Genomic DNA, 17,783 nt, shown 5'->3' with positions numbered 1-17,783 from the left:
AGTCGATGAAGCGACCCACGGGGAGCACAGCGTGTAGATCACCTGAGCGACGTGCTCGGGCTGCATGATCGTGCTGGGATCCTCCTCCGGCGCGAGCGTGCGGCGCAGTGCGGTCGCGGTGCGGCCGGGGAGAGGCACACCACGCGGGTGCCGTAGATCGACAGCTCCTCGCGCATCACCTGGCTCATGTTGATCACCGCGGCCTTGGAGGCCGAGTAGGTGAGCCAGCCGGACCGGCCGTTGATGCCGGCGGTCGAGGCGATGTTCACGATGAGATCGAAGCGGTTGCCCCGGTTCAGGAGCGTCTTGACGATCGTGAAGGGACCGTAGAGGTTCACGTTCATCGTCTTCTCGAAGTCGGCCATCTTGACCTGCTGCAGCGGCACCGGGTTCGTGTACCCGGCGTTGTTGATCAGGATGTCGATGTTGCCAACCTCGTCGTAGGCCTGCTTGACGGCCTTCTTCAGAGCCGAGCGGTCGCCCACGTCCACCCGGTACGGCACGATCTTGCGGCCGATCGGCAGCTCGGATTCGAGCGCGGCGACGTTGTCGTCGAAGTCCTCCGAATCACGGGCGAACATCACCACGGTGGTGATGTCGTCGTGGTTCAGGATGAATCGGCGGGTGGTCTCGAGGCCGATGCCTCGCGACGCGCCGGTCACGAGTGCGGTCTTACTCATCGTCGTCCTCCTCGGGTCGCAGGAGGAACCCTGCCATCTTCAGATCGGTGCTGGTGGTGACCTTGAAGTTCTCGTCGGAACCGTCGATGAAGTGGACGGGATATCCGCTGTCGGCCACCAGGGTGGCGTCCTCAGTGAACTCGACGCCCTGCTCGACAGCGCGGTCGTGCGCCGCCTGCAGGTCGCTCTTCGAGAACTTCTGCGGGAGCTGGACGTTGCGCAGTCGTGCGCGGTCGAGCGAACCGGTCACCTCCGCGGTCTCCGGGTCCACCGGCGCCACCGTGAAGGAGATCTCCGACATCAGCGAGACGTTCTTGTGGTCCGATTCGATGAGGTTGCGGAAGTCGCGCTCGCGCACCAGGGGGCGAGCGGACTCGTGGATGATCACGTCGTCATTGGTGCAGTGGGGGAGCATCGCGGCCACAGAGGAATGCCGGGAGTGGCCGGCCTCCACCAGCGTGACCGGGGTGGAGATCGCGTAGGCCTCGAGCACCTCTTCGATCTGCTCGCGCCAGTCGGGCGGGTAGTTCACGACGATCTGGGAGATCTGCTCGACCCGATCTGCGGTCACGAGCGCGTAGACCAGGATCGGGATGCCGCGGAGCTTCAGCAGCTGCTTGGGCTGGTTCGCACCCGTGCGGCTGCCTATCCCGCCGTTGAGGAGGATGAGTGAGTACATAGAGAGGTTTCCTTCGTGCGGGTCGGCGGCTCTGCCGTGACGTGAGCAGTCACTGACGAGACCGCATCCGTCGAATTCATCTGACCGCCACCAGGGCGACATGTGCATTTCACTGTACAAGGCGGACGCGTCGAACTCGGGCGGCACGCGGGAGCCGCAGTCCCTGCGGGGCGGGGCGGGTCGCTCTCAGGTGAGGTTCCCGGGTGGCTGCGCATCATTCGACTGCAGGCGCTCCCATAGCTCGTCGCGCTTGGAGGACAGCCTGCGGCACGCCGCGAGGAAGCGTTCCAGGGAGCGCCCCGGCGCGATGTCGCCGAGGTAGTACTCGACGAGTTCGAGCCTCTGCTCGCGCAGCGCGTCGTGCTCGATCTCCTCGCGAGCGATGGCTCCGGTCCGCCCGCTGTCGGATTCGGCGAGGCGCGGCACCGTGTCGAGCAGCGCCGTGGCCGCGTCCCGGGTGTGAGGATCCGAAGGGTTCGTGATGATCAGCGGCTTCCCGGTGGGCAGCCACTCGTTCGCGATCGCCGAGATGTCGCAGAGGATCAGATCCGCCTCTGCGAAGTCCTGCGGGATGGAGCGATCCGCGCTGACGAGGCCGCCGGCGGCCTCCACGAGCTGACGCAGCTCCGCATCGGCCTCTCCGAACTCCGGGACCCTCACCCCGGTGAGCGGATGAGGGCGGTAGATGACGTCGAGACCGGCGTCGAGCAGGGAGCGCACCATGCGCGCGCCGTGGGTGCACAGCGAGCTGTAGGCGGCCGAAGCCTGCCCGCCCTCCCACGTCGGCGCGTAGAGCACCGTCAGCCGGAGATGGGCGCGGGGCGCGACCTCGGTCCGGTCGGTGTCCAGGGAGGGACGACCCACCGGGATGCAGCGCGCCGCCGCGTCGAACAGCGTGGTGTACCGATCGAGCCGGTCGATCGCCGCCTGGCCGGCGACGAAGGAGTAGTCGTAGGCCTTGATCTGGTTGGAGACCGAGACGAGCTTGTCGGAATCGCCGTGCAGCAGCGAGACGTGGATCGCGGAGCGGGAGCGCAGCGCTGCCGTGTTCAGGGGTTGTAGTTCACGTAGAGCACCAGCTTGGTGTCGCTGCGCAGGATGATCGCGTCGAGCGTGGCGTCCAGGGCGATCGTGACCACGGGGACGGGGAGTTCGTCGCGGATCGCCTGGGCGGTGCGGGAGTCCATGCACACGATCGTCACGCCCTGGGCACGGTGCAGTTCGAGCAGGGGCCCGTACCAGCTGCGCAGCTGGTAGAGGCTGTCCCCGGTGTCCGGGAAGTACACGACGATGTCGCCCTCGAGGGCTGCGTCCTGCAGAGCGGCGTCGTCCCCGATGCCGTCCGGCATGCCGCCGGGCAGCAGCCGCAGTCGGCGCAGCAGCTTGCCGCCCGTGCTGCGCACGCGCCGCTTGGAGCGCGTTCCCGCGTGCCGGCATGATCATGTCCTCTCGATCGTGTCGTCGGTGGCCGTCTCGAAGAGCTCGGCCCAGGACGCGGCGGTCGTGTGCCGGGGAGCGCGTCGCGGTAGCGTCCCTGCAGAGCGCTCCAGTGCCGGGCGAGACGCGCGTGGGAACGCACGGTGCGGGACAGCGCGCGCCTCATCGCCGAGCCGCGCACCACGAAGGCGCTCTCGGGGGTGCCCTCGTCGTCGGTGATGAGCAGCGTGTCTCCGCCGAGAGTGGTGCGCCAGTGCACTTCGTCGGCCTTCACCGCGAGCACGACGCGCGAGGGCCTGTCGGGCAGGACCATCCGTGCCGCCGCACGCGCCAATCCCCACAGCAGAGCCAGCGGTGCCTCATGGGTCGCGGCGACCAGGAGTGAGGCATCGTGCTCCCTGTGCCACTGGTCGAAGACCTGCGTGCTCTCCCGACGGGCGCGGGGCAGGTCGTGGCCCAGCCACGCCTCCGGCCCGGCGCTCACCGCGGCGATGCCCGACTCCCACAGCTCTGCGGTCAGCAGATGCCCGGAGAGGATGTGCTTGAGCTGGTGCACCAGCGAGGAGACGATCACCCCGCGGCCTGCACCGTAGGCGGCGGCGATCGCGAGGCGATTGCGGTGCAGCACCCGCGCGGTCCATGACATCTGCGTGCGGTACGCGGTCCACGGCGGATGATGCACGGCGGTCCCCGGGAGCACGGCATGGTCATATCCGTGCGACGTGGCGCGCAGGCCGTACTCGGCGTCGTCCCACTTGAGGAAGAGCGGGGCGGGCAGGCCGAGCTCGGAGGCGGTCCCCGGCGGGAACAGGGTGCCCCACCAGCCGGTGTAATTCGCCTGACCGTGCGGAGAGAGGAAGTCCCAGTCCGCCGGCGTGGTGCCGTCCAGATCGATCGTGCCGCGGATCCTGTCGACCGCGACCCATTGGAAGACCTCGGCCCGGACCGTCTCGGTGTGGGTGATCAGCTGGGAGGGGCGGCGCGAGGAGAACAACGGGGTGCCGATGATGGTGGCGCGGGCGGCGAGCGCCTGATAGGTCACCATCCGGCGCAGCGACTCCGCCGAGAGGACGGCGTCATCGTCGGAGAACAGGACCGCCGCCCCGGGATCGCCGGCTGCCTCGAGCATGCCGCGCGCGTAACCTCCCGAGCCGCCGAGGTTCGGCTGGGAGACGAGCCGGAGCTGCTCGTGCTGGGCGAGCATCGCGCTGAACTCCGCGAGTGAGTCGAGCGTGCCGCCCTGGTCCACGACCACGATCCTCGTGACGGTGTCCATCTCCAGGAAGCGGTGGATCTGGGCGATCGCATCCCCTTCGCGGCGGTAGGTCGGCATCACCACCGTGACCGGGGAAGCTCGGTCCCGCCTCGCACGCTCCACGTCACCGCTCCGGCGGCACCCTCGGCCCAGAGCCACTCTTGAGCGAGCTCGGAGGGGGCGAGGGGCCGGCCGCCAGCGGGGATCGGGTCGAACCGGGTCTCATGCCCGTCAAGGGCGCCTCGCAGCGCGGCGCCGCCGCCCTCGACGGCCACCATCGGCGTGCGATCTCCCAGCACCTTCCGCCAGACCAGCACCGGGAAGGCTTGGCCCCACAGCGCGGGGGAGGAGGTGGGATCGGAGGATTGGAGGACCGTCATCGGTGCAGTCATCGGTGCAGCTGCCGATGAGTCGCCCGCTGGCGCCACCTCGCCCGGCGTGCGGCCGCGTGACGCGTCCTGCATCCATCCTCCTGATGATGTCGGCGGGACCAGGCACGGTCTCCGGAGTCGTCGGACGGGAGGTGAGCGGGTGCGTGCCAGCCGTCGCAGTGCTCGGGAGGGGCCTGTGGTTTCGCGACTATACCAACGTGAACCGCAGATGAACCCAGGGCGACACGAGGGTGGCGCAGGGGCCGGGAAGCGTTGCGCACCGACCTGCGAGCCCATCGGCCCGCTCCTTAGTACTCTCTACGGGTGACTTCCATGACCGACATCGCCCAGGACGGACTCGACCTCCCCGGCATGGCCGAGGCCGATGCGCACGCCCCGCAGGGCGAGCGCGACCCCGACCATCCCCACCCCGGGCAGTGGCGCCTCGTCGCCGTGCAGGTCTCCAACTGGGGCACCTTCCACGGCACCCACGATCTGAAGATCTCCTCCAAGGGCTTCTTCCTCACCGGGGGCCCCGGCACCGGCAAGTCGACCCTGCTCGATGCGATCAGCGCGCTGCTGACCCCGCCGCGCACCCTGCAGTTCAATGCCGCCGCCTCCGATGCCGGTCCGAACCGCTCGAAGTACCGCCGCACCGTGGCGAGCTACGTGCGCGGCGCCTGGGCGATGCACTACGACCAGGCCACCGGCGAGTTCAGCCAGGAGGTGCTGCGCGAGAAGACCACCCTGTCGGTGCTCACGCTGCGCTACAGCGACGGGCAGGGAGGCACCGTCCAGCTCTCGCGGCTGCTCCTGCTGCACGCCGGCCACTCCGCGGACTCCGACGTCAAGAGCCTGTACGTCATCGCGCGGACCCCGCTGGACGTCACCGACCTGCGCAAGTTCGTCTCCACCCAGATCGAGGGCAAGGCCCTCGAGGCCGCGCACCCCGGCACGCAGACCTTCCGCCAGTTCCGGGAGTACCGGGCCGCGTTCTGCCAGCTGCTGGGGATCCCGGACGAGAAGGCGCTGGGCCTGCTGCACAAGATCCAGTCCGCCAAGGAGCTCGGCGACGTCAACGGGCTGCTGCGCGACTACATGCTCGATGCGCCGCGCACCTTCGAGCTCGCCGATCAGGCGCTCGCGAACTTCCACAACCTCTCAGAGGTGTACGAGGCGCTGGTGACGGCGCGCGAGCAGCGGGATCTGCTGCGCGGGCTGCGCGGGAACCACGAGGACTGGTCCGCGATGCGAGCGCGGGGCGGTGAGCTGGTGGACCGCCGCGCCGATATCGACGTCTTCGCCGCACAGCACCTGGTGCGCCTGCTGGGGAGGAGACCGGCAACCTCCAGCTCGAGCGCGACCGCCTCGCGGCGCAGCAGCGACGCCTCACCCAGGACGTCGCCGAGGCCCGCTCCGACCTCGCCCAGCTCAAGGAGCAGCGTCGCCGCGCGGGTGGTGGCGAGATCGATGACTGGAAGCAGCAGATCGCCGGCCTCGAGGTCGAGCGGGAGCGCCGCCGCGAGCGCGGCACCGAGTTCGCCGCCCAGCTGGCCACGGTCGAGCTGCGCACCCCGGCGGGGGAGGACATGTTCCTGGCCCTGCAGCGCGAGGTCACGGCGCTGAAGGAGGACCTCGAGGCGGAGGAGAAGGGCACCGACGCCGCCCGCTGGGAGGCTGAGGCGGCAGTCCGTGAACTGGGGCAGACCCTCGCCCGCACCCGCGAGGAGCTCACCTCCCTGACCTCGCGGGCCTCGAACCTCCATTCCGAGGACGTCGCCCTGCGCGACCACATCGCCGCCGAGGTGGGCATCGCCCCCACCGAGCTGCCCTTCGCGGCCGAGCTGCTGCAGGTGCGCACCGGCGAGGAGGAGTGGACAGCCGCCGCCGAGCAGGCGCTGCGCGGCCTGGCCCGTTCGATCCTGGTCCCGGACCGGGTGTACCGGGAGGTCGCCGCTGTCATCGACCGCACCAGGCTGCGCCGCCGGATCTCCTACAACCGGGTCAACACCGATCTGCGTCGGCCGGCGAAGAACATCGATGACCGTTCGCTGGCGGCGAAGCTCGATGTCAAGGACGGGGAGTTCCATGTGTGGCTCTCCCACGAGATCGCCTCCCGCATGGACTACACGTGCGCGGAGAACCTCGAGGAGTTCACGCGGCTGAACCGGGCGGTGCTGCGCTCGGGGCAGATCAAGCATTCCGCCACCCGCCACGAGAAGAACGCGGATCGCCAGATCAACGATCGTTCCCAGTGGGTGCTCGGCTTCGACAACCGTGCCAAGCGGGCGGTGTTCGAGACCGAGCGCACCCGTGCCGAGCAGGCGCTGTTCGAAGCGCAGGCGCGGCGCAAGGATGTCGAGAGCGAGCGGGAGCGGCGCCAGGAGCGGCTCTACGCCCTCCAGCTGATCAGCGCCGTCACCTGGGACGACATCGACGCCGCCTCGGTCGCGCGGCGTGTGGCGAACCTGCGGGACATGGTCCGCGCCGCGGAGGACGGCTCCGCCGCACTGGCCGAGCTGGCCCGCCAGATCGATGACATCGAGCAGTCCATCGCCGGCAGCGACGAGGAGCTGCTGGAGGTGGTGCGCACCGCCGGCAAGCTCGCCGAGCAGGCGGAGCGGGCCGAGGATCGCCTCGCCGAGGCCCGGGAGCGGATCGCGGAGTCCACCCTCGACCCCGAGGTCGAACAGGAGCTGGCCGAGCGCTTCGCCGCTATCGCACCCACCCTGGTGCTCTCCACGATCGATCAGGTCACCAAGGACGCCTCGGCCACGCTGGATGCGGAGCTGATGGACCTCACCCGCCGCACCTCCCGCGCCGAGGAGGACATGCGCACCGCGATGCGCGAGTTCTCGCGACGCTGGCCGGCCCGCGCCGGCGACACCGCGCCGACGCTCGAGGCCGTCGACGACTACCTCGCGATCCTGCAGCGGATCGAGGAGGAGAAGCTGCCCGAGGTCGAGGATCGCTTCTTCGAGTTCTTCACCGGCAACACGCTCGGCGACGTGCAGGCTCTGGCCACTGCGATCGCCCGTGAGCCGGCCGAGATCCGCAAGCGCCTGCAGCGGATCAACGCCCTGCTCGCGCAGGTGGAGTTCCATTCCGGTCGGTATCTGCAGCTGTCGATGCGCCCGGTGCACTTGGCGGCGCTCGACGAGTTCAAGCGGGCGCTCGAGGATGCTGTGGCCGGTTCCGCGCTGCACGACATCTCGCGCGACCGTGAGCTCGCGGAGGAACGCTTCCTCTCGCTGCGTCACCTGATGGACATGATCGGTGCGGCACGCACCCGCGATGATCAGGTCTCCCGGGTCATCCTCGATGTGCGCCGCCACGTCCACTTCCACGCCGAGGAGGTCGATGCGGCCGGCACGGTGGTCCACGCCCACGAATCCGGCGGCCCCCTCTCGGGCGGCCAGAACGAGCGCCTGGCGACCTTCTGCCTCGCCGCAGCTCTGCGGTACCAGCTGGCGGGCACCGGGCAGGACGTCCCGCGCTATGCGCCGATCATCATCGACGAGGCCTTCTCCAAGGGGGCGGGCAAGTTCATCACCGCCGCCATGGAGTCCTTCCGCCACTTCGGCTTCCAGGTGATCCTCGCCAACCCCGGCAAGAACCCGCAGGCCCTCGCGCCGTTCATCGGTGGTGTGGGCGTGGTGTCCATCCGGCAGGACCGCTACTCCTCGGTGGCCCCGGTGGAGTTCGTCCCCGTGCAGGAGTGAGCCGGGACCGTCGGGCCGAGAGCATCACCACCCGGTGATTCCGGGGGTGCATGGGGAGTTCTCCCCATCGGCAGGGGGCCGAGGATCGATAGCCTGGTCGTCACCGTTGTGATGGGACGGTGCAACGGGCGCGCATCGCTGTGACGACGCGGAGAAGGGGAGGTGGACGCGTGATGTCAGCGCCTGCCCCGCACCACTCCGACTCCATCCCTGGCCAGGACGAGACCCATTCTCGGATCCACGATCTGCTCAGCGCCGTCACCACCGCAGTGCTCGAGGCGCAGCCGGGGCTGGTCTCCTTCGAGGATCACCGCCCGCAGCGCGACCGCTCCTCCGGAGGCTCCTGGCGCGGCCTGCAGACCCTCTGTCACGTCAGCGCGCTGCTGACGAGCTCGGGCCTGCCCGCCCCGTCGGCGAGCGCGACCGCGGGGCTGCTCGAGACGGTGCACGGGATCGCCGGATCGCGGGGGATGCATCTTCGCTCGGAACAGGACGGTCACGGCATCCGGGGGACCACCTGGACCGACGCCGGCGGGGACCTGCTCGAGGTGCTCGTCGGCGTACGGGTCGCAGTGCGGGCGATCAGCGCGCCGTTCCTGCCCGGCTCCCTCGCCCTCGCTCGCCACCACCAGCCCCGCCTCGCCGCTCAGCCCGCTGACCCCGCCTCCGCGGCTGGTGCGCTGATCCGTTCGAGCGCCGCCAGGGGACCGGCAGCCAGTCCGGGCGGTTCCGCGCCTCGTACAGCGCCTCGTAGACGGCCTTGTCGGCCTCGAACGCGGCCAGCAGGATCGGCAGCGCGTCATCGCCCTCGGACCATCCTGCGCCCTGTGCATAGCCGTCGAGGAAGGCGGTGCGGGTCGCGGTCGCCCACTCTGTGGCGTCCCTCCCGTGCTCGAGCAGCACCGCACCCGCGGCGTAGTCGAGGCTGCGCAGCATCCCGGCCACGTCCCGCAGCGGGGAGTCCGGGAGGTTCCGCTGCGCCAGAGGACGCAGCGGCTCGCCCTCGAAATCCAGCAGCACCCAGCCCCGCTCGGGCACCAGCAGCGCCTGGCCCAGATGGAGGTCTCCGTGGATGCGCTGCATCGCAGGCCACCTCACCTCGGCGGCGGAGTCCAGCAAGGCACCGATCCGCTCCTGGTGGCGGGAGACCTGCGGCACCTCGGCGGAGATCTCGCTCAGGCGCCGACGCATCCGCGACACCATCTCCTGCACCAGCGAGGGATCGGCGATCGTGGTGCCGAGCGAATCGGCCAGGTCGCGGTGGACCTCCGCCACGGCGATCCCCAGCCGGTGCGCCGCCTCCCAGAAGTCCTCACCGGCGGCCGCCAGCCGCAGCGCCACCCGCCAGGCGTCCTCGACCCCCGGCAGGAACTCCTGGGCCAGCAGCGAATGGGTGCGGATCCCGCCGACCGCGATCGTGGCGGAGCCCACCAGCGCCGGCACCTGACGGCTGCCGACCGCGGTCAGCGCACCCTGCAGCACCACGTCCGGGTTCTCGCCGTCCTGGAGCACTCGGAACAGCTTCACGATCAGCGGCGAGGCGCCCTCGGTCTCGACGATCAGCGAGGTGTTGGACTGCTCCCCGGCGAGCAGCCGGCTGCGCATGGCCCGCCCCAGGGGCAGCGGTGCGCCGGGGGTCGGACGATGCGAGGCGAGGCTCAGCGAGTGCCCCAGCGCCCCCTCCCCGGAGACCAGGGCGGCGATGATCGCCGCCCGACCATCGGCGTCGCGCGCGGCATCGTCCGCGCGCAGCGGACCACCGGGCACAGCGACGACCCCCACCTCGGAACCCTCCTCGCGCGAACCCGCAGGCGCCTGCGGATGACGCAGCACCAACGGCACCTGGTAGAGAGCTTCACCACCGTGCTCGAGCACCACCGCCACCGCGACCAGCACCACCACGTGGTCGGGGGCCACGCGCAGCGGCGCCCACCCGTGGATCGACACCCGGGGCGTGCCCGCACCCTTGTGGGCGTACCAGCGCTGGTCCGGCATCCAGGCCGCCAGCTGCTCGGTGAGCTGGGCGAGCACCTCGCCCCAGGGCGGCAGCGCGGAGACGTCGAGGGCAGCCCCCGCCCCGGCCCGCGCGGTCGAACCCGGGCCCGGGACAGCAGCGGCATCCGGAACAGAGGAGGCGGAGGGGCGCGTCTCGTCCATGCGTTCACTGTACGGACGCCGTGCTGCCCCCGGGCCGGATCCGCAGGTTCCCGGCGGGCGTTGCTACCCTGGGCCGGTGCCCGAGCCGTCGTCGCGTCGCCCCTCGCGCGCACGTCCGGGATCCCTGGCCGTGCGTGTTGCAGCGCTGTGCGCCGCCGGCGGGCTCGCGCTGTCGACCGCCCTGCCCGCTTCTGCGCTCGGCGAGGACGGCCCGTTCAGCTTCCCCGCCGAGACCACCACGCTGGAGATGGTCCCCAGCTCGGTGACGCGGACCCCGCTGGTGGCGCTGATCGAGGACGACGTCGAGGCCGAGCTCGACATCAGCTCCGCACGCCTGGGCCTGCCGGAGGAAATCGATGCTCCCCTGCGGGCACAGATGGCCCTGGGGAGGACTCCCGCAGCATCGCTGTCGCAGGGGAGGGGAGCTGGTCCCTGCTCGGCGAGGATCTGGTGTTCACCCCGGAACCCGGAGCGGAGGGCCCGACCACACCGGTCGCGCTGACCATCGGAAGCATCCACGGCAGCCGCTCCCTGCCCGTCGTGCTCACCCCGGAGCTGCTCGAGCTCGAGGAGATCACCGTCCACGGCTCCGCCGGTGAGGCGGTCCGCATCGATGTCACGGGGATGTCCCGGCCGGTGGAGCCCTCCGACTGGACCTGGTCGGTCTGCCCGCCGGCTCCACGGCGCTGTCCGACGGGAGCCGGGTCACCGTGCCCGATCAGGGGACCTGGCAGCTCGCGGCCGACGGCAGTGCGCTCACCCTCACCCCGTCCAGCCTCGGCATGGGGCGTCAGATCGACCCGGTCCGCTTCGTGGTCGAGGACGAGGAGGGTGCGACAGAACGTGCCGGACGCGTGACGCTCACCGTCCCGATCATCTCGGACCTCGACTGGTCCGCCCCCTACGGGCAGGACATCGTGTTCGTGGTGGGCGAGGGGCAGCAGCACGTCGATCCGGAGACCCTGCGGCTCCAGCCGCTCGGCGATCCGGAGTCCTTCGAGGCCTCGGCAGATGACACCCAGGTCGTGGTGCCGGGAGAGGGGACCTGGGAGCTGGACCGCGCTGCGGCCACCGTCCGGTTCTCGCCGGAGAGCGCGGAGGTGCGCGAGACCGCCCCGATGGGCATCACCGGTGGCGACGGCGACGGCGCCCAGGCCGCGACCGCGCTGCTCAGCACCGCCTACCCGATCCTGCTGCCCCGGTCGCAGGCAGGCCCGCCGGGGAGGAGATCAGCTTCGACCTCGGCAGCGGGATCCGGGACATCCGCTCGGACTCGTTGAGCTTCGACCCCGGATCGCTGCCGGAGGGGGCCGAGCTCTCGGAGGACGGCACCACGCTGACGGTCCCCGGCGAGGGGACCTGGGAGATCGACTTCGCGACCGGCGTGGTGCGGATGACCCCGGAGGCCGGGTTCACGGAGTCGGTGGCATCAGTGGAGGTGACCGCCCGCGGCGTCTACGCCGACAACCCCATCGACGCCACCCTCGAGGCTGTCTTCTCGCCGGTGGTCGCCACGCTGCGAGACGACGAGGGCCGCACCGCGCCCGAGACAGCGCTCACCGTGGACGTGCTGGGCAACGACACCGCCGGCAGCGGATCGCAGCCTCTGGTGCCCGAATCGGTCGAGATCAGCTCGCTCTCCGCCACGAACCTCTCCCAGCTCGAGAACGGACGCGGCAAGCGCCTCCTGATCCCCGGCGAGGGCGTGTACACCGTGGCGGGCAACGGTGCGGTGACCTTCACCCCCGAGGAGGGGTTCACGGGGCGCACCGCCGTGATCACGTATCACGTGCTCGACAGCGGGGAATCCCGGTCAGCGCGAACTTCGTCGTCGACGTGGACCCGGACCTCGCCGCGGGCGCGGACGCCGGGCCGGAGGTCACCGGGATCAACAGCCTGCTGGTCGGCCTGCTGCCCTCCACCCCGAGCACCGCAGCGGTGTTCGGCACGATCGTCGCCCTGCTGCTCTTCGGCGGGAGCGTCAGCCTGTGGATCGGCACGCGCATGGAGGCCGACCGCCGCGCCTGGGAGGACTGACCCGCACGAAGGGGCCTCAGCAGTCCTCCGGCATCGTCACGGGCTGCTCGAGAGCCGCAGTGGCCGTGGCCTCGTCCTCCAGGCCCGTGAAGCCGTCCCCGAGCAGCAGGTCCACCCCCGTGCCCTCACGAGCCGTATCCAGACTCAGCTGGGCGCCCTGCACCTGCACCCGCACCGACTCCGCCGCCAGGTAGCCGTCGGGCCCGTGCACGATCGTGGCGGGCCCCGAGGCCTTCCCAGTGTTCCCGGGGGTCTCGAGCACGAAGCCGCGTCCGGCGAGATCCTCAGAGACGTCCCCGGCGAGACCGCCGCGGGAGGTCCCGTTCATCACCGTCACCGTGACGTCCCCGGGCGGCAGCGGCACAGCGTCCGGCTCGGGGCAGGTCAGCTCGACAGGGTCGCGCCCGAAGGACTTCGGCGAGATGACCCCGGGCTCGGCCGACGGCTCCCGCAGCTCCCCGACGGCGTACACCCCGATCGCGACCAGGACCACGGCCAGGAGCGAGAAGATCGTCAGCTGGATCGCCCGCATCCGCCGGGTGCGACGCAGGCGCTGATCACGACGCCGGACGTCGTCAGCCGAGCGCCCGTACGGGTGCGCATCGTGGTGGGAGGAGCTCATCTCAGTCCAGGGGCGGTAACGGATGCCGAATGCGTCCAGGCGGGGCAGGTGGGCGCGCAGACGCTCCTCGAACTCCTCCCAGCTCTGCTCCGGGGAGCCCCAGGCACGCTCGGCGAGGGCGCACAGGCGGGGAAGGCCATGTACTGGAAGCTCGCGGCATCGGGCAGGTACTCGGACCACAGCTGGGCCTGCACCCCGAGCAGCAGTCCGCGCTTGTCCTCGGACAGCTTCGCGGGCTCGAGCTGTGCGGTGTAGACGTCCTTGAGCGAGGTGGGCTTCCCGAGCGCGACGGGCTCGCCCTTCGGATCCGCCTGGTAGTAGTTCAGGTAGGTCTGATCGTGCGTGGAGATGATCGTCTGGAACCCGCGATCGACCGCGGTCCCCACACCGGCGGCGTCACGCCAGTTCATGATGATGGTGTCGTCGGGCAGATGGGTCTCGAGCACCTCATCCCAGGCGATGACCCGCTTGCCGTGCTCACGCAGGACATCGGAGGCGAACTGCGTGAAGCGGCCCTGGAGCTCGGAGATCCGGGTCAGCCCCCATTCGTTCAGCCGTGCACGTGCGGCGGGCGAGCGCTCCCACTCCCCGCGCGGGCACTCGTCGCCGCCGATGTGCACGTAGGGGGCGGGGAAGATGCCGGCGATCTGGGTCAGCACATCGCGTAGGAAGTCGAACACCTCGTCGGAGACTCCGAGGACGTGGTCGGAGATGCCCCATACCTCGCGCACCCCCACCTGCTGCTCGGGGAAGTTGCCGAGCTCGGGATAGGCGGCGATCGCGGCCTGCATGTGCCCGGGCAGGTCCACACCTCGGGCACGATCATGATGCCGCGGCGCCGTGCGTACTCGACCAGGCCCTTGAGGTCCTCCTGGGTGTAGAAACCGCCGTGGGGCGTGCCGTCGAAGGCCCAGGTCTCCTCAGGAGTGTTCATGGACCCGATCAGGGTCTGCTCACGCCAGGCACCGACCTCGGTCAGTCGCGGGTAGCCCTTGATCTCGACGCGCCAGCCCTGATCGTCGGTGAGGTGGAGGTGCAGCACGTTGAGCCGGTGCAGGGCCATCGCATCGATGAACGTCTCGATCTCCTCGACCGGGAGGAAATGACGGGCGACGTCGATGTGGAGACCGCGCCAGGCGTACTTCGGGCGGTCCGAGATCGTCACGCAGGGGATCGCTCCCTCCGCCCCGGTGACGATCTGGGCGAAGGTGTTGCGGCCGTCCGCGAGCGCGGCCTCGCTGCCGGCGCTGAGAGCCGCTCCCGCGGGGGAGATGGACAGCGCGTACTCCGTGGGCGGCAGGGAGTCGTTCAGGCCGACGGAGAGCCCCTCCCAGGGATCGCTCGTCGTCCAGACGCCCTCCGACCACACGACGGACTGGGGCAGCGGGACGAGGGCGATGGGATCGGACATGGAATCTCCTGGAACGACGACAGCGATCGTGATCCACACCAGTTTGCCACGGAGGCGTGGGTCACGTCGCCATCAGGCAGATGCACGGGAGCCCGGTCGGCGATGCCGACCGGGCTCCCTCACGCCGCCCTGCTCCTTCCCGGTGACGCTCTCGCGTCGAGCAGGCCGTCGTGGCCTTATATCCGTCTCCTGCGTGCTGGTCGGATGATCAGCGGTAGGTGACGAACACGTGCGGTGCGTTCCAGATGGAGCGCTCGACGACCTGCTGGCGCGAGCCGGAGGCGTCGATGATGCGACCGTTGCCGGTGTAGATCCCCATGTGTCCGTAGTTGTTGCCGGTGAAGGCGACGAGGTCGCCCGGCTTCGCCTCGGACTGGGAGATGATCCGACCGCCGAAGGTGTAGCCCTTCGCGGTCTTGCGCGGCAGGTTCACCCCGGCCTGGTTGTACGCGTAGTACACCAGCCCGGAGCAGTCCATGCCGGTGGACGGCGAGGAGCCGCCCCAGGTGTAGCGGAGGCCGGTCTGGGCACGGGCCGCGTTGACGATGGCCTGCCCGTTGACCGAGGTGCCGGTGCTGGGGCCGCGGTTGTCGTCGCGGCTCGCCCCGCCGCCGGAGATGCGGACGTTGCTGTTGGCCGCGTTCCAGGTCTGGGGGCCGACGACGCCGTCCACGCCGATCTTGGCGGCGGACTGGAGGGAGCGCACCGCGTTCGCCGTGCCACGGCCGAAGGAGCCGTCCACGGCGATCGAGGCACCGCGCTCGTTGAGCTTCGTCTGCAGGGTCTTCACGGCGTTGCCGCGATCGCCCTGACGGAGCTTGGGCTGCGACGTGGGCTTCGACGGAGCGGAGGTCGAGCCGCCGCCACCGCCGATCGAGGTGCCGTTGCCGAGCACCGCCCAGGTCTTGGGGCCGACCACGCCGTCCACGCCGATCCCGGCGGACGACTGCAGGCTGCGCACAGCCGAGGCGGTCGCGGGGCCGAACTTGCCGTCCTGCGCGATCGAGGCTCCGGCAGAGTTGAGCTGCTTCTGCAGGGTGGTCACGGCCGCTCCGCGGCTGCCCGTGCGGAGCTTGGGCTGCGAGCTGCCGGACGAGGGGTTCGCCGGTGCGGACGAGGAGCCGGTCAGGGCGCTCCAGGTCTTGGGACCGACCACGCCGTCGACGCCGATGCCGGCGCGGGACTGCTGACTCTTGACGGCACGCAGCGTGGCCGCGCCGAAGACGCCATCCGTGTTCAGGGATGCGCCATGGGCGTTGAGCTGCTGCTGGAGGTAGGTCACGGAAGCTCCGCGAGCGCCGAGACGGAGCTTGACGGAGGTGTGCTGGGACGGGGACGCGGGGGCGACGCTGGGGGCGGCGCCGCGCACGGTCCCGAAGGTCGAGGCGGCGGGCGCCTGGGCGGTGGCCGTGGCGCCGCCGGCGAGGGCGGCGGTGGCGGAGACTGCGCCGATGACGGCGGCACCTCCGACACCCCGACCCACCGGGGCGGCGAGCCCTCGGTAATCGATCACGGCACGGCCGGTGGCCCGGTGCGTGCCTCGTGGAGCTGTGCGGAACATCGGTAGCGATCACTTTCTCTGTCGCCACGCAGAGGGCTGTGCGGCGACGGGGATGTCGCGCGCGAGGCCTGCGCCCGTCACCAGGGAAGGGGAGGAAGCGACCGGGCCGGTGACGGGAAGGCGGCAACCCGGTGAGCGCCGTCCGAGCAGGGCGGCACCATCCGCCACTGTATGTGCAGGTCGTGGGCACCCCACAGGGGAGTTTGCCTGCCGCCATCTACGTCTTTACTAAGATTTTACAAAAAACAACGAAGCTGCCCCGTGTTCCCCTCGAAATCGCTCATACCGCTGTGGTAATTACGCGACTGTAATTCAACGGTGAATGAGTATCGGAAATTCGATATCGAGCATTCCGGGAGATATTCGAGGTGAGGACGCCGCTCCGGCACCTGCGATGCCCTCCGCGCCCGGGGGCATATCGGGGTGCGGGTCGGGGGTGATCCCGCGGGGCGGACGCCCGGAATGACGCGCCGGGAATGACGAGAAGGGCCGTGAGATCTCTCGATCCCACGGCCCTTCTCTCCGGTCGGGGTGACAGGATTTGAACCTGCGACCTCCTCGTCCCGAACGAGGCGCGCTACCAAGCTGCGCCACACCCCGGAGGTGCCTCGCCGAAGCGGTTCACCGAGGAGCAACATTAGCAGGCGTCGGCCGCGCTCACTCGCCCGAGGAGCGCTTCGGGGCGCGCAACGTGAGCAACGTCGCCTCCGGCGGAGTCAGGAAGCGGTAGTTCGAGTACGGGCTCGCACCCATCCCGGCGCTGACGTGCAGGGGCACCCGGCTCCAGTCGGACAGGCCTCGCGCCTGCTGGCGGGGAGGTCGCAGTTGGTCACCAGCGCGCCGATCCCCGGCAGTCGCAGCTGGCCGCCATGGGTGTGGCCGGCCAGGATCAGGTCCGCGCCGTCGGCGACGAAGGAGTCCAGGACCCGCTGGTAGGGCGCGTGCGCGACCCCAGGCGGAGCACGTTGCCGTGCTCCGGGAGGGGAGCGGCCGGGGAGGTCGCGGCAGGCATCTCATCACGCTCGAGGTGGGGATCGTCGACCCCGACCAGGCGCACCTCCAGGCCGCCCAGCTCGATGCTCGCGCGGGTGTTGGTGAGGTCCTTCCAGCCGTGCTCGGAGAGCCTCCCGACGAGCTCCTCGGTGGGCAGCGTCAGCTCCCTCGGCTCGGTCATGCCCTCCGGGCGCGGATCCGGCAGCAGGTACCGCGCGGGGTTCTTCGGGCCAGGCGCGAACATGTCGTTCGAACCCAGCACGAAGGCGCCGGGCCGCCGCAGCAGCGGCGCCAGCACCTCGGCCAGGACCGGCACGGAGGCGGCGGAGGAGATGTTGTCCCCGGTGTTGATCACCAGGTGGGGCTGCAGCATCCCCAGATGCTCGAGGAACGCCAGCTTGCGATCCTGATCCGGCATCAGGTGGATGTCGCTGATGTGGAGCACTCTGATCGTGCGAGCGCCCGGCGGGAGGATCCGCAGCTCCAGCTCACGCAGCGTGTACTGATGGATCTCGATATGGCGCGCCCAGATGTGCGCCGCTGCGCCGGCCCCCAGTCCCAGGGCGCCCAGGGCGCCCGCAGTCTTGGCGGCGGTCGAGGTCAGCGGCATCTCAGCCCTCTCCGGAGGACTGGCGGATGACCACGGTCTCGTGCTCGGGCAGCCGGGTCCCGGGCGCCGGATCGGTGCCGATCACGTACCACTGATCGACATCGGAGCTGGATTCGTTGCGCACGTCGACCCGGTACCCGGCGGCCTCGACGGTGGCCTGCGCCTTGCTGAGCACCATGCCGGAGACATCGGGCACGACACCCTGCTGGATGTTCTCGCCGGCGGGCTTGCTCGAGGGGTTGGGAGCC

General features: G+C 70.3%; 17 protein-coding genes, 1 tRNA gene and 2 pseudogenes. 6 read left to right on the top strand and 14 right to left on the bottom strand.

Going from position 1 to position 17,783, the window contains the following annotated elements; all coding sequences use genetic code 11:
• Window positions 1-38: 38 nt before the first annotated feature.
• The 6 genes from H3H54_RS15490 to H3H54_RS15465 all read right to left on the bottom strand — a co-directional run bounded on the left by H3H54_RS15490 (window position 39) and on the right by H3H54_RS15465 (window position 4,443).
• On the bottom strand, window positions 39-680 hold the full coding sequence (locus H3H54_RS15490) for an SDR family NAD(P)-dependent oxidoreductase (protein ID WP_262424565.1): 642 nt from the start codon (window positions 678-680) through the stop codon (window positions 39-41).
• Window positions 673-1,359 (bottom strand): 2-C-methyl-D-erythritol 4-phosphate cytidylyltransferase, encoded by a 687-nt coding sequence (locus tag H3H54_RS15485; protein WP_262424564.1) that lies wholly within the window; start codon window positions 1,357-1,359, stop codon window positions 673-675. Before H3H54_RS15485 ends, H3H54_RS15490 begins: the two co-directional genes overlap by 8 nt.
• Window positions 1,360-1,545: 186 nt before the next feature.
• The gene (locus H3H54_RS15480; protein WP_262424563.1) at window positions 1,546-2,223 is read right to left on the bottom strand and encodes a CDP-glycerol glycerophosphotransferase family protein; all 678 of its coding nucleotides are present in this window, start codon (window positions 2,221-2,223) and stop codon (window positions 1,546-1,548) included.
• 185 nt (window positions 2,224-2,408) lie between these two features.
• On the bottom strand, window positions 2,409-2,546 hold the full coding sequence (locus tag H3H54_RS15475) for a hypothetical protein (protein WP_262424562.1): 138 nt from the start codon (window positions 2,544-2,546) through the stop codon (window positions 2,409-2,411).
• An 11-nt stretch (window positions 2,547-2,557) separates the two neighbouring features.
• Window positions 2,558-4,129 (bottom strand): glycosyltransferase, encoded by a 1,572-nt coding sequence (locus H3H54_RS15470; RefSeq protein WP_262424561.1) that lies wholly within the window; start codon window positions 4,127-4,129, stop codon window positions 2,558-2,560.
• On the bottom strand, window positions 4,129-4,443 hold the full coding sequence (locus H3H54_RS15465) for a hypothetical protein (protein ID WP_262424560.1): 315 nt from the start codon (window positions 4,441-4,443) through the stop codon (window positions 4,129-4,131). Before H3H54_RS15465 ends, H3H54_RS15470 begins: the two co-directional genes overlap by 1 nt.
• Window positions 4,444-4,755: 312 nt before the next feature.
• On the opposite strand from H3H54_RS15465, the gene H3H54_RS15460 reads away from it, so the two are divergent.
• Both H3H54_RS15460 and H3H54_RS15455 read left to right on the top strand, forming a co-directional pair.
• The gene (locus tag H3H54_RS15460; protein ID WP_262426505.1) at window positions 4,756-6,048 is read left to right on the top strand and encodes an ATP-binding protein; all 1,293 of its coding nucleotides are present in this window, start codon (window positions 4,756-4,758) and stop codon (window positions 6,046-6,048) included.
• On the top strand, window positions 6,012-8,144 hold the full coding sequence (locus tag H3H54_RS15455; protein ID WP_262424559.1) for an ATP-binding protein: 2,133 nt from the start codon (window positions 6,012-6,014) through the stop codon (window positions 8,142-8,144). The genes H3H54_RS15460 and H3H54_RS15455 overlap by 37 nt, the downstream gene beginning before the upstream one ends.
• A gap of 176 nt (window positions 8,145-8,320) precedes the next feature.
• Here H3H54_RS15455 and H3H54_RS15450 read toward each other — a convergent pair whose 3' ends face one another.
• The gene (locus H3H54_RS15450) at window positions 8,321-8,773 is read right to left on the bottom strand and encodes a hypothetical protein (RefSeq protein ID WP_262424558.1); all 453 of its coding nucleotides are present in this window, start codon (window positions 8,771-8,773) and stop codon (window positions 8,321-8,323) included.
• Window positions 8,727-10,301 carry a maltokinase N-terminal cap-like domain-containing protein gene (locus H3H54_RS15445; protein WP_262424557.1) on the bottom strand — a complete coding sequence of 525 codons (1,575 nt, stop codon included), beginning with the start codon at window positions 10,299-10,301 and terminating at the stop codon, window positions 8,727-8,729. The genes H3H54_RS15450 and H3H54_RS15445 overlap by 47 nt, the downstream gene beginning before the upstream one ends.
• A 76-nt stretch (window positions 10,302-10,377) precedes the next feature.
• On the opposite strand from H3H54_RS15445, the gene H3H54_RS15440 reads away from it, so the two are divergent.
• The 4 genes and pseudogenes from H3H54_RS15440 to H3H54_RS15425 all read left to right on the top strand — a co-directional run bounded on the left by H3H54_RS15440 (window position 10,378) and on the right by H3H54_RS15425 (window position 12,338).
• Window positions 10,378-10,803, top strand: a complete 426-nt coding sequence (locus tag H3H54_RS15440) for a hypothetical protein (protein WP_262424556.1) — start codon at window positions 10,378-10,380, stop codon at window positions 10,801-10,803.
• A 208-nt stretch (window positions 10,804-11,011) separates the two neighbouring features.
• Window positions 11,012-11,581: a hypothetical protein gene (locus H3H54_RS15435; protein WP_262424555.1), complete on the top strand. Its 570-nt coding sequence runs from the start codon at window positions 11,012-11,014 to the stop codon at window positions 11,579-11,581.
• Window positions 11,582-11,694: 113 nt separating this feature from the next.
• Window positions 11,695-12,060: pseudogene (locus tag H3H54_RS15430) on the top strand (hypothetical protein); the annotation flags it as partial.
• A gap of 77 nt (window positions 12,061-12,137) precedes the next feature.
• Window positions 12,138-12,338, top strand: a complete 201-nt coding sequence (locus H3H54_RS15425; protein WP_262424554.1) for a hypothetical protein — start codon at window positions 12,138-12,140, stop codon at window positions 12,336-12,338.
• A gap of 16 nt (window positions 12,339-12,354) precedes the next feature.
• On the opposite strand, the gene H3H54_RS15420 is transcribed toward H3H54_RS15425, so the two are convergent.
• From H3H54_RS15420 to H3H54_RS15390, 6 genes and pseudogenes are all read right to left on the bottom strand, one after another.
• On the bottom strand, window positions 12,355-12,960 hold the full coding sequence (locus H3H54_RS15420; RefSeq protein WP_262424553.1) for a LytR C-terminal domain-containing protein: 606 nt from the start codon (window positions 12,958-12,960) through the stop codon (window positions 12,355-12,357).
• Window positions 12,957-14,371: pseudogene (locus H3H54_RS19735) on the bottom strand (beta-N-acetylhexosaminidase). The gene H3H54_RS15420 and the pseudogene H3H54_RS19735 overlap by 4 nt, the downstream one beginning before the upstream one ends.
• Window positions 14,372-14,579: 208 nt before the next feature.
• Entirely contained in the window at window positions 14,580-15,884 is a 1,305-nt protein-coding gene (locus H3H54_RS15405) for a peptidoglycan-binding protein (protein ID WP_262424551.1), read from the bottom strand.
• Between the two features lie 574 nt (window positions 15,885-16,458).
• Window positions 16,459-16,532: transfer RNA gene (locus H3H54_RS15400), tRNA-Pro, on the bottom strand.
• 289 nt (window positions 16,533-16,821) lie between these two features.
• Complete coding sequence (locus tag H3H54_RS15395; RefSeq protein WP_262424550.1) at window positions 16,822-17,535, bottom strand: metallophosphoesterase; 714 nt, start codon at window positions 17,533-17,535, stop codon at window positions 16,822-16,824.
• 1 nt (window position 17,536) lies between these two features.
• Complete coding sequence (locus tag H3H54_RS15390) at window positions 17,537-17,713, bottom strand: PASTA domain-containing protein (RefSeq protein ID WP_262426504.1); 177 nt, start codon at window positions 17,711-17,713, stop codon at window positions 17,537-17,539.
• Between the last annotated feature and the right edge of the window lie 70 nt (window positions 17,714-17,783).

It is taken from the genome of Brachybacterium sp. Z12 (assembly GCF_014400405.1).
GTDB lineage: Bacteria > Actinomycetota > Actinomycetes > Actinomycetales > Dermabacteraceae > Brachybacterium.
The sequence above is the reverse complement of the archived record's forward strand: the minus strand, read 5'-3'. Positions and strand labels throughout refer to the sequence as shown.

Excerpts from the sequence above, each read along its gene's own strand:
- H3H54_RS15420 (WP_262424553.1), bottom strand. The coding sequence starts at position 12,960 with ATGAGCTCCTCCCACCACGATGCGCACCCGTACGGGCGCTCGGCTGAC.
- H3H54_RS15475 (WP_262424562.1), bottom strand. The coding sequence starts at position 2,546 with ATGGACTCCCGCACCGCCCAGGCGATCCGCGACGAACTCCCCGTCCCC.
- H3H54_RS15445 (WP_262424557.1), bottom strand. The coding sequence starts at position 10,301 with ATGGACGAGACGCGCCCCTCCGCCTCCTCTGTTCCGGATGCCGCTGCT.
- H3H54_RS15455 (WP_262424559.1), top strand. The coding sequence starts at position 6,012 with ATGTTCCTGGCCCTGCAGCGCGAGGTCACGGCGCTGAAGGAGGACCTC.
- H3H54_RS15460 (WP_262426505.1), top strand. The coding sequence starts at position 4,756 with ATGACCGACATCGCCCAGGACGGACTCGACCTCCCCGGCATGGCCGAG.
- H3H54_RS15490 (WP_262424565.1), bottom strand. The coding sequence starts at position 680 with ATGAGTAAGACCGCACTCGTGACCGGCGCGTCGCGAGGCATCGGCCTC.
- H3H54_RS15395 (WP_262424550.1), bottom strand. The coding sequence starts at position 17,535 with ATGCCGCTGACCTCGACCGCCGCCAAGACTGCGGGCGCCCTGGGCGCC.
- H3H54_RS15465 (WP_262424560.1), bottom strand. The coding sequence starts at position 4,443 with ATGACTGCACCGATGACGGTCCTCCAATCCTCCGATCCCACCTCCTCC.
- H3H54_RS15470 (WP_262424561.1), bottom strand. The coding sequence starts at position 4,129 with ATGCCGACCTACCGCCGCGAAGGGGATGCGATCGCCCAGATCCACCGC.
- H3H54_RS15485 (WP_262424564.1), bottom strand. The coding sequence starts at position 1,359 with ATGTACTCACTCATCCTCCTCAACGGCGGGATAGGCAGCCGCACGGGT.
- H3H54_RS15390 (WP_262426504.1), bottom strand. The coding sequence starts at position 17,713 with ATGGTGCTCAGCAAGGCGCAGGCCACCGTCGAGGCCGCCGGGTACCGG.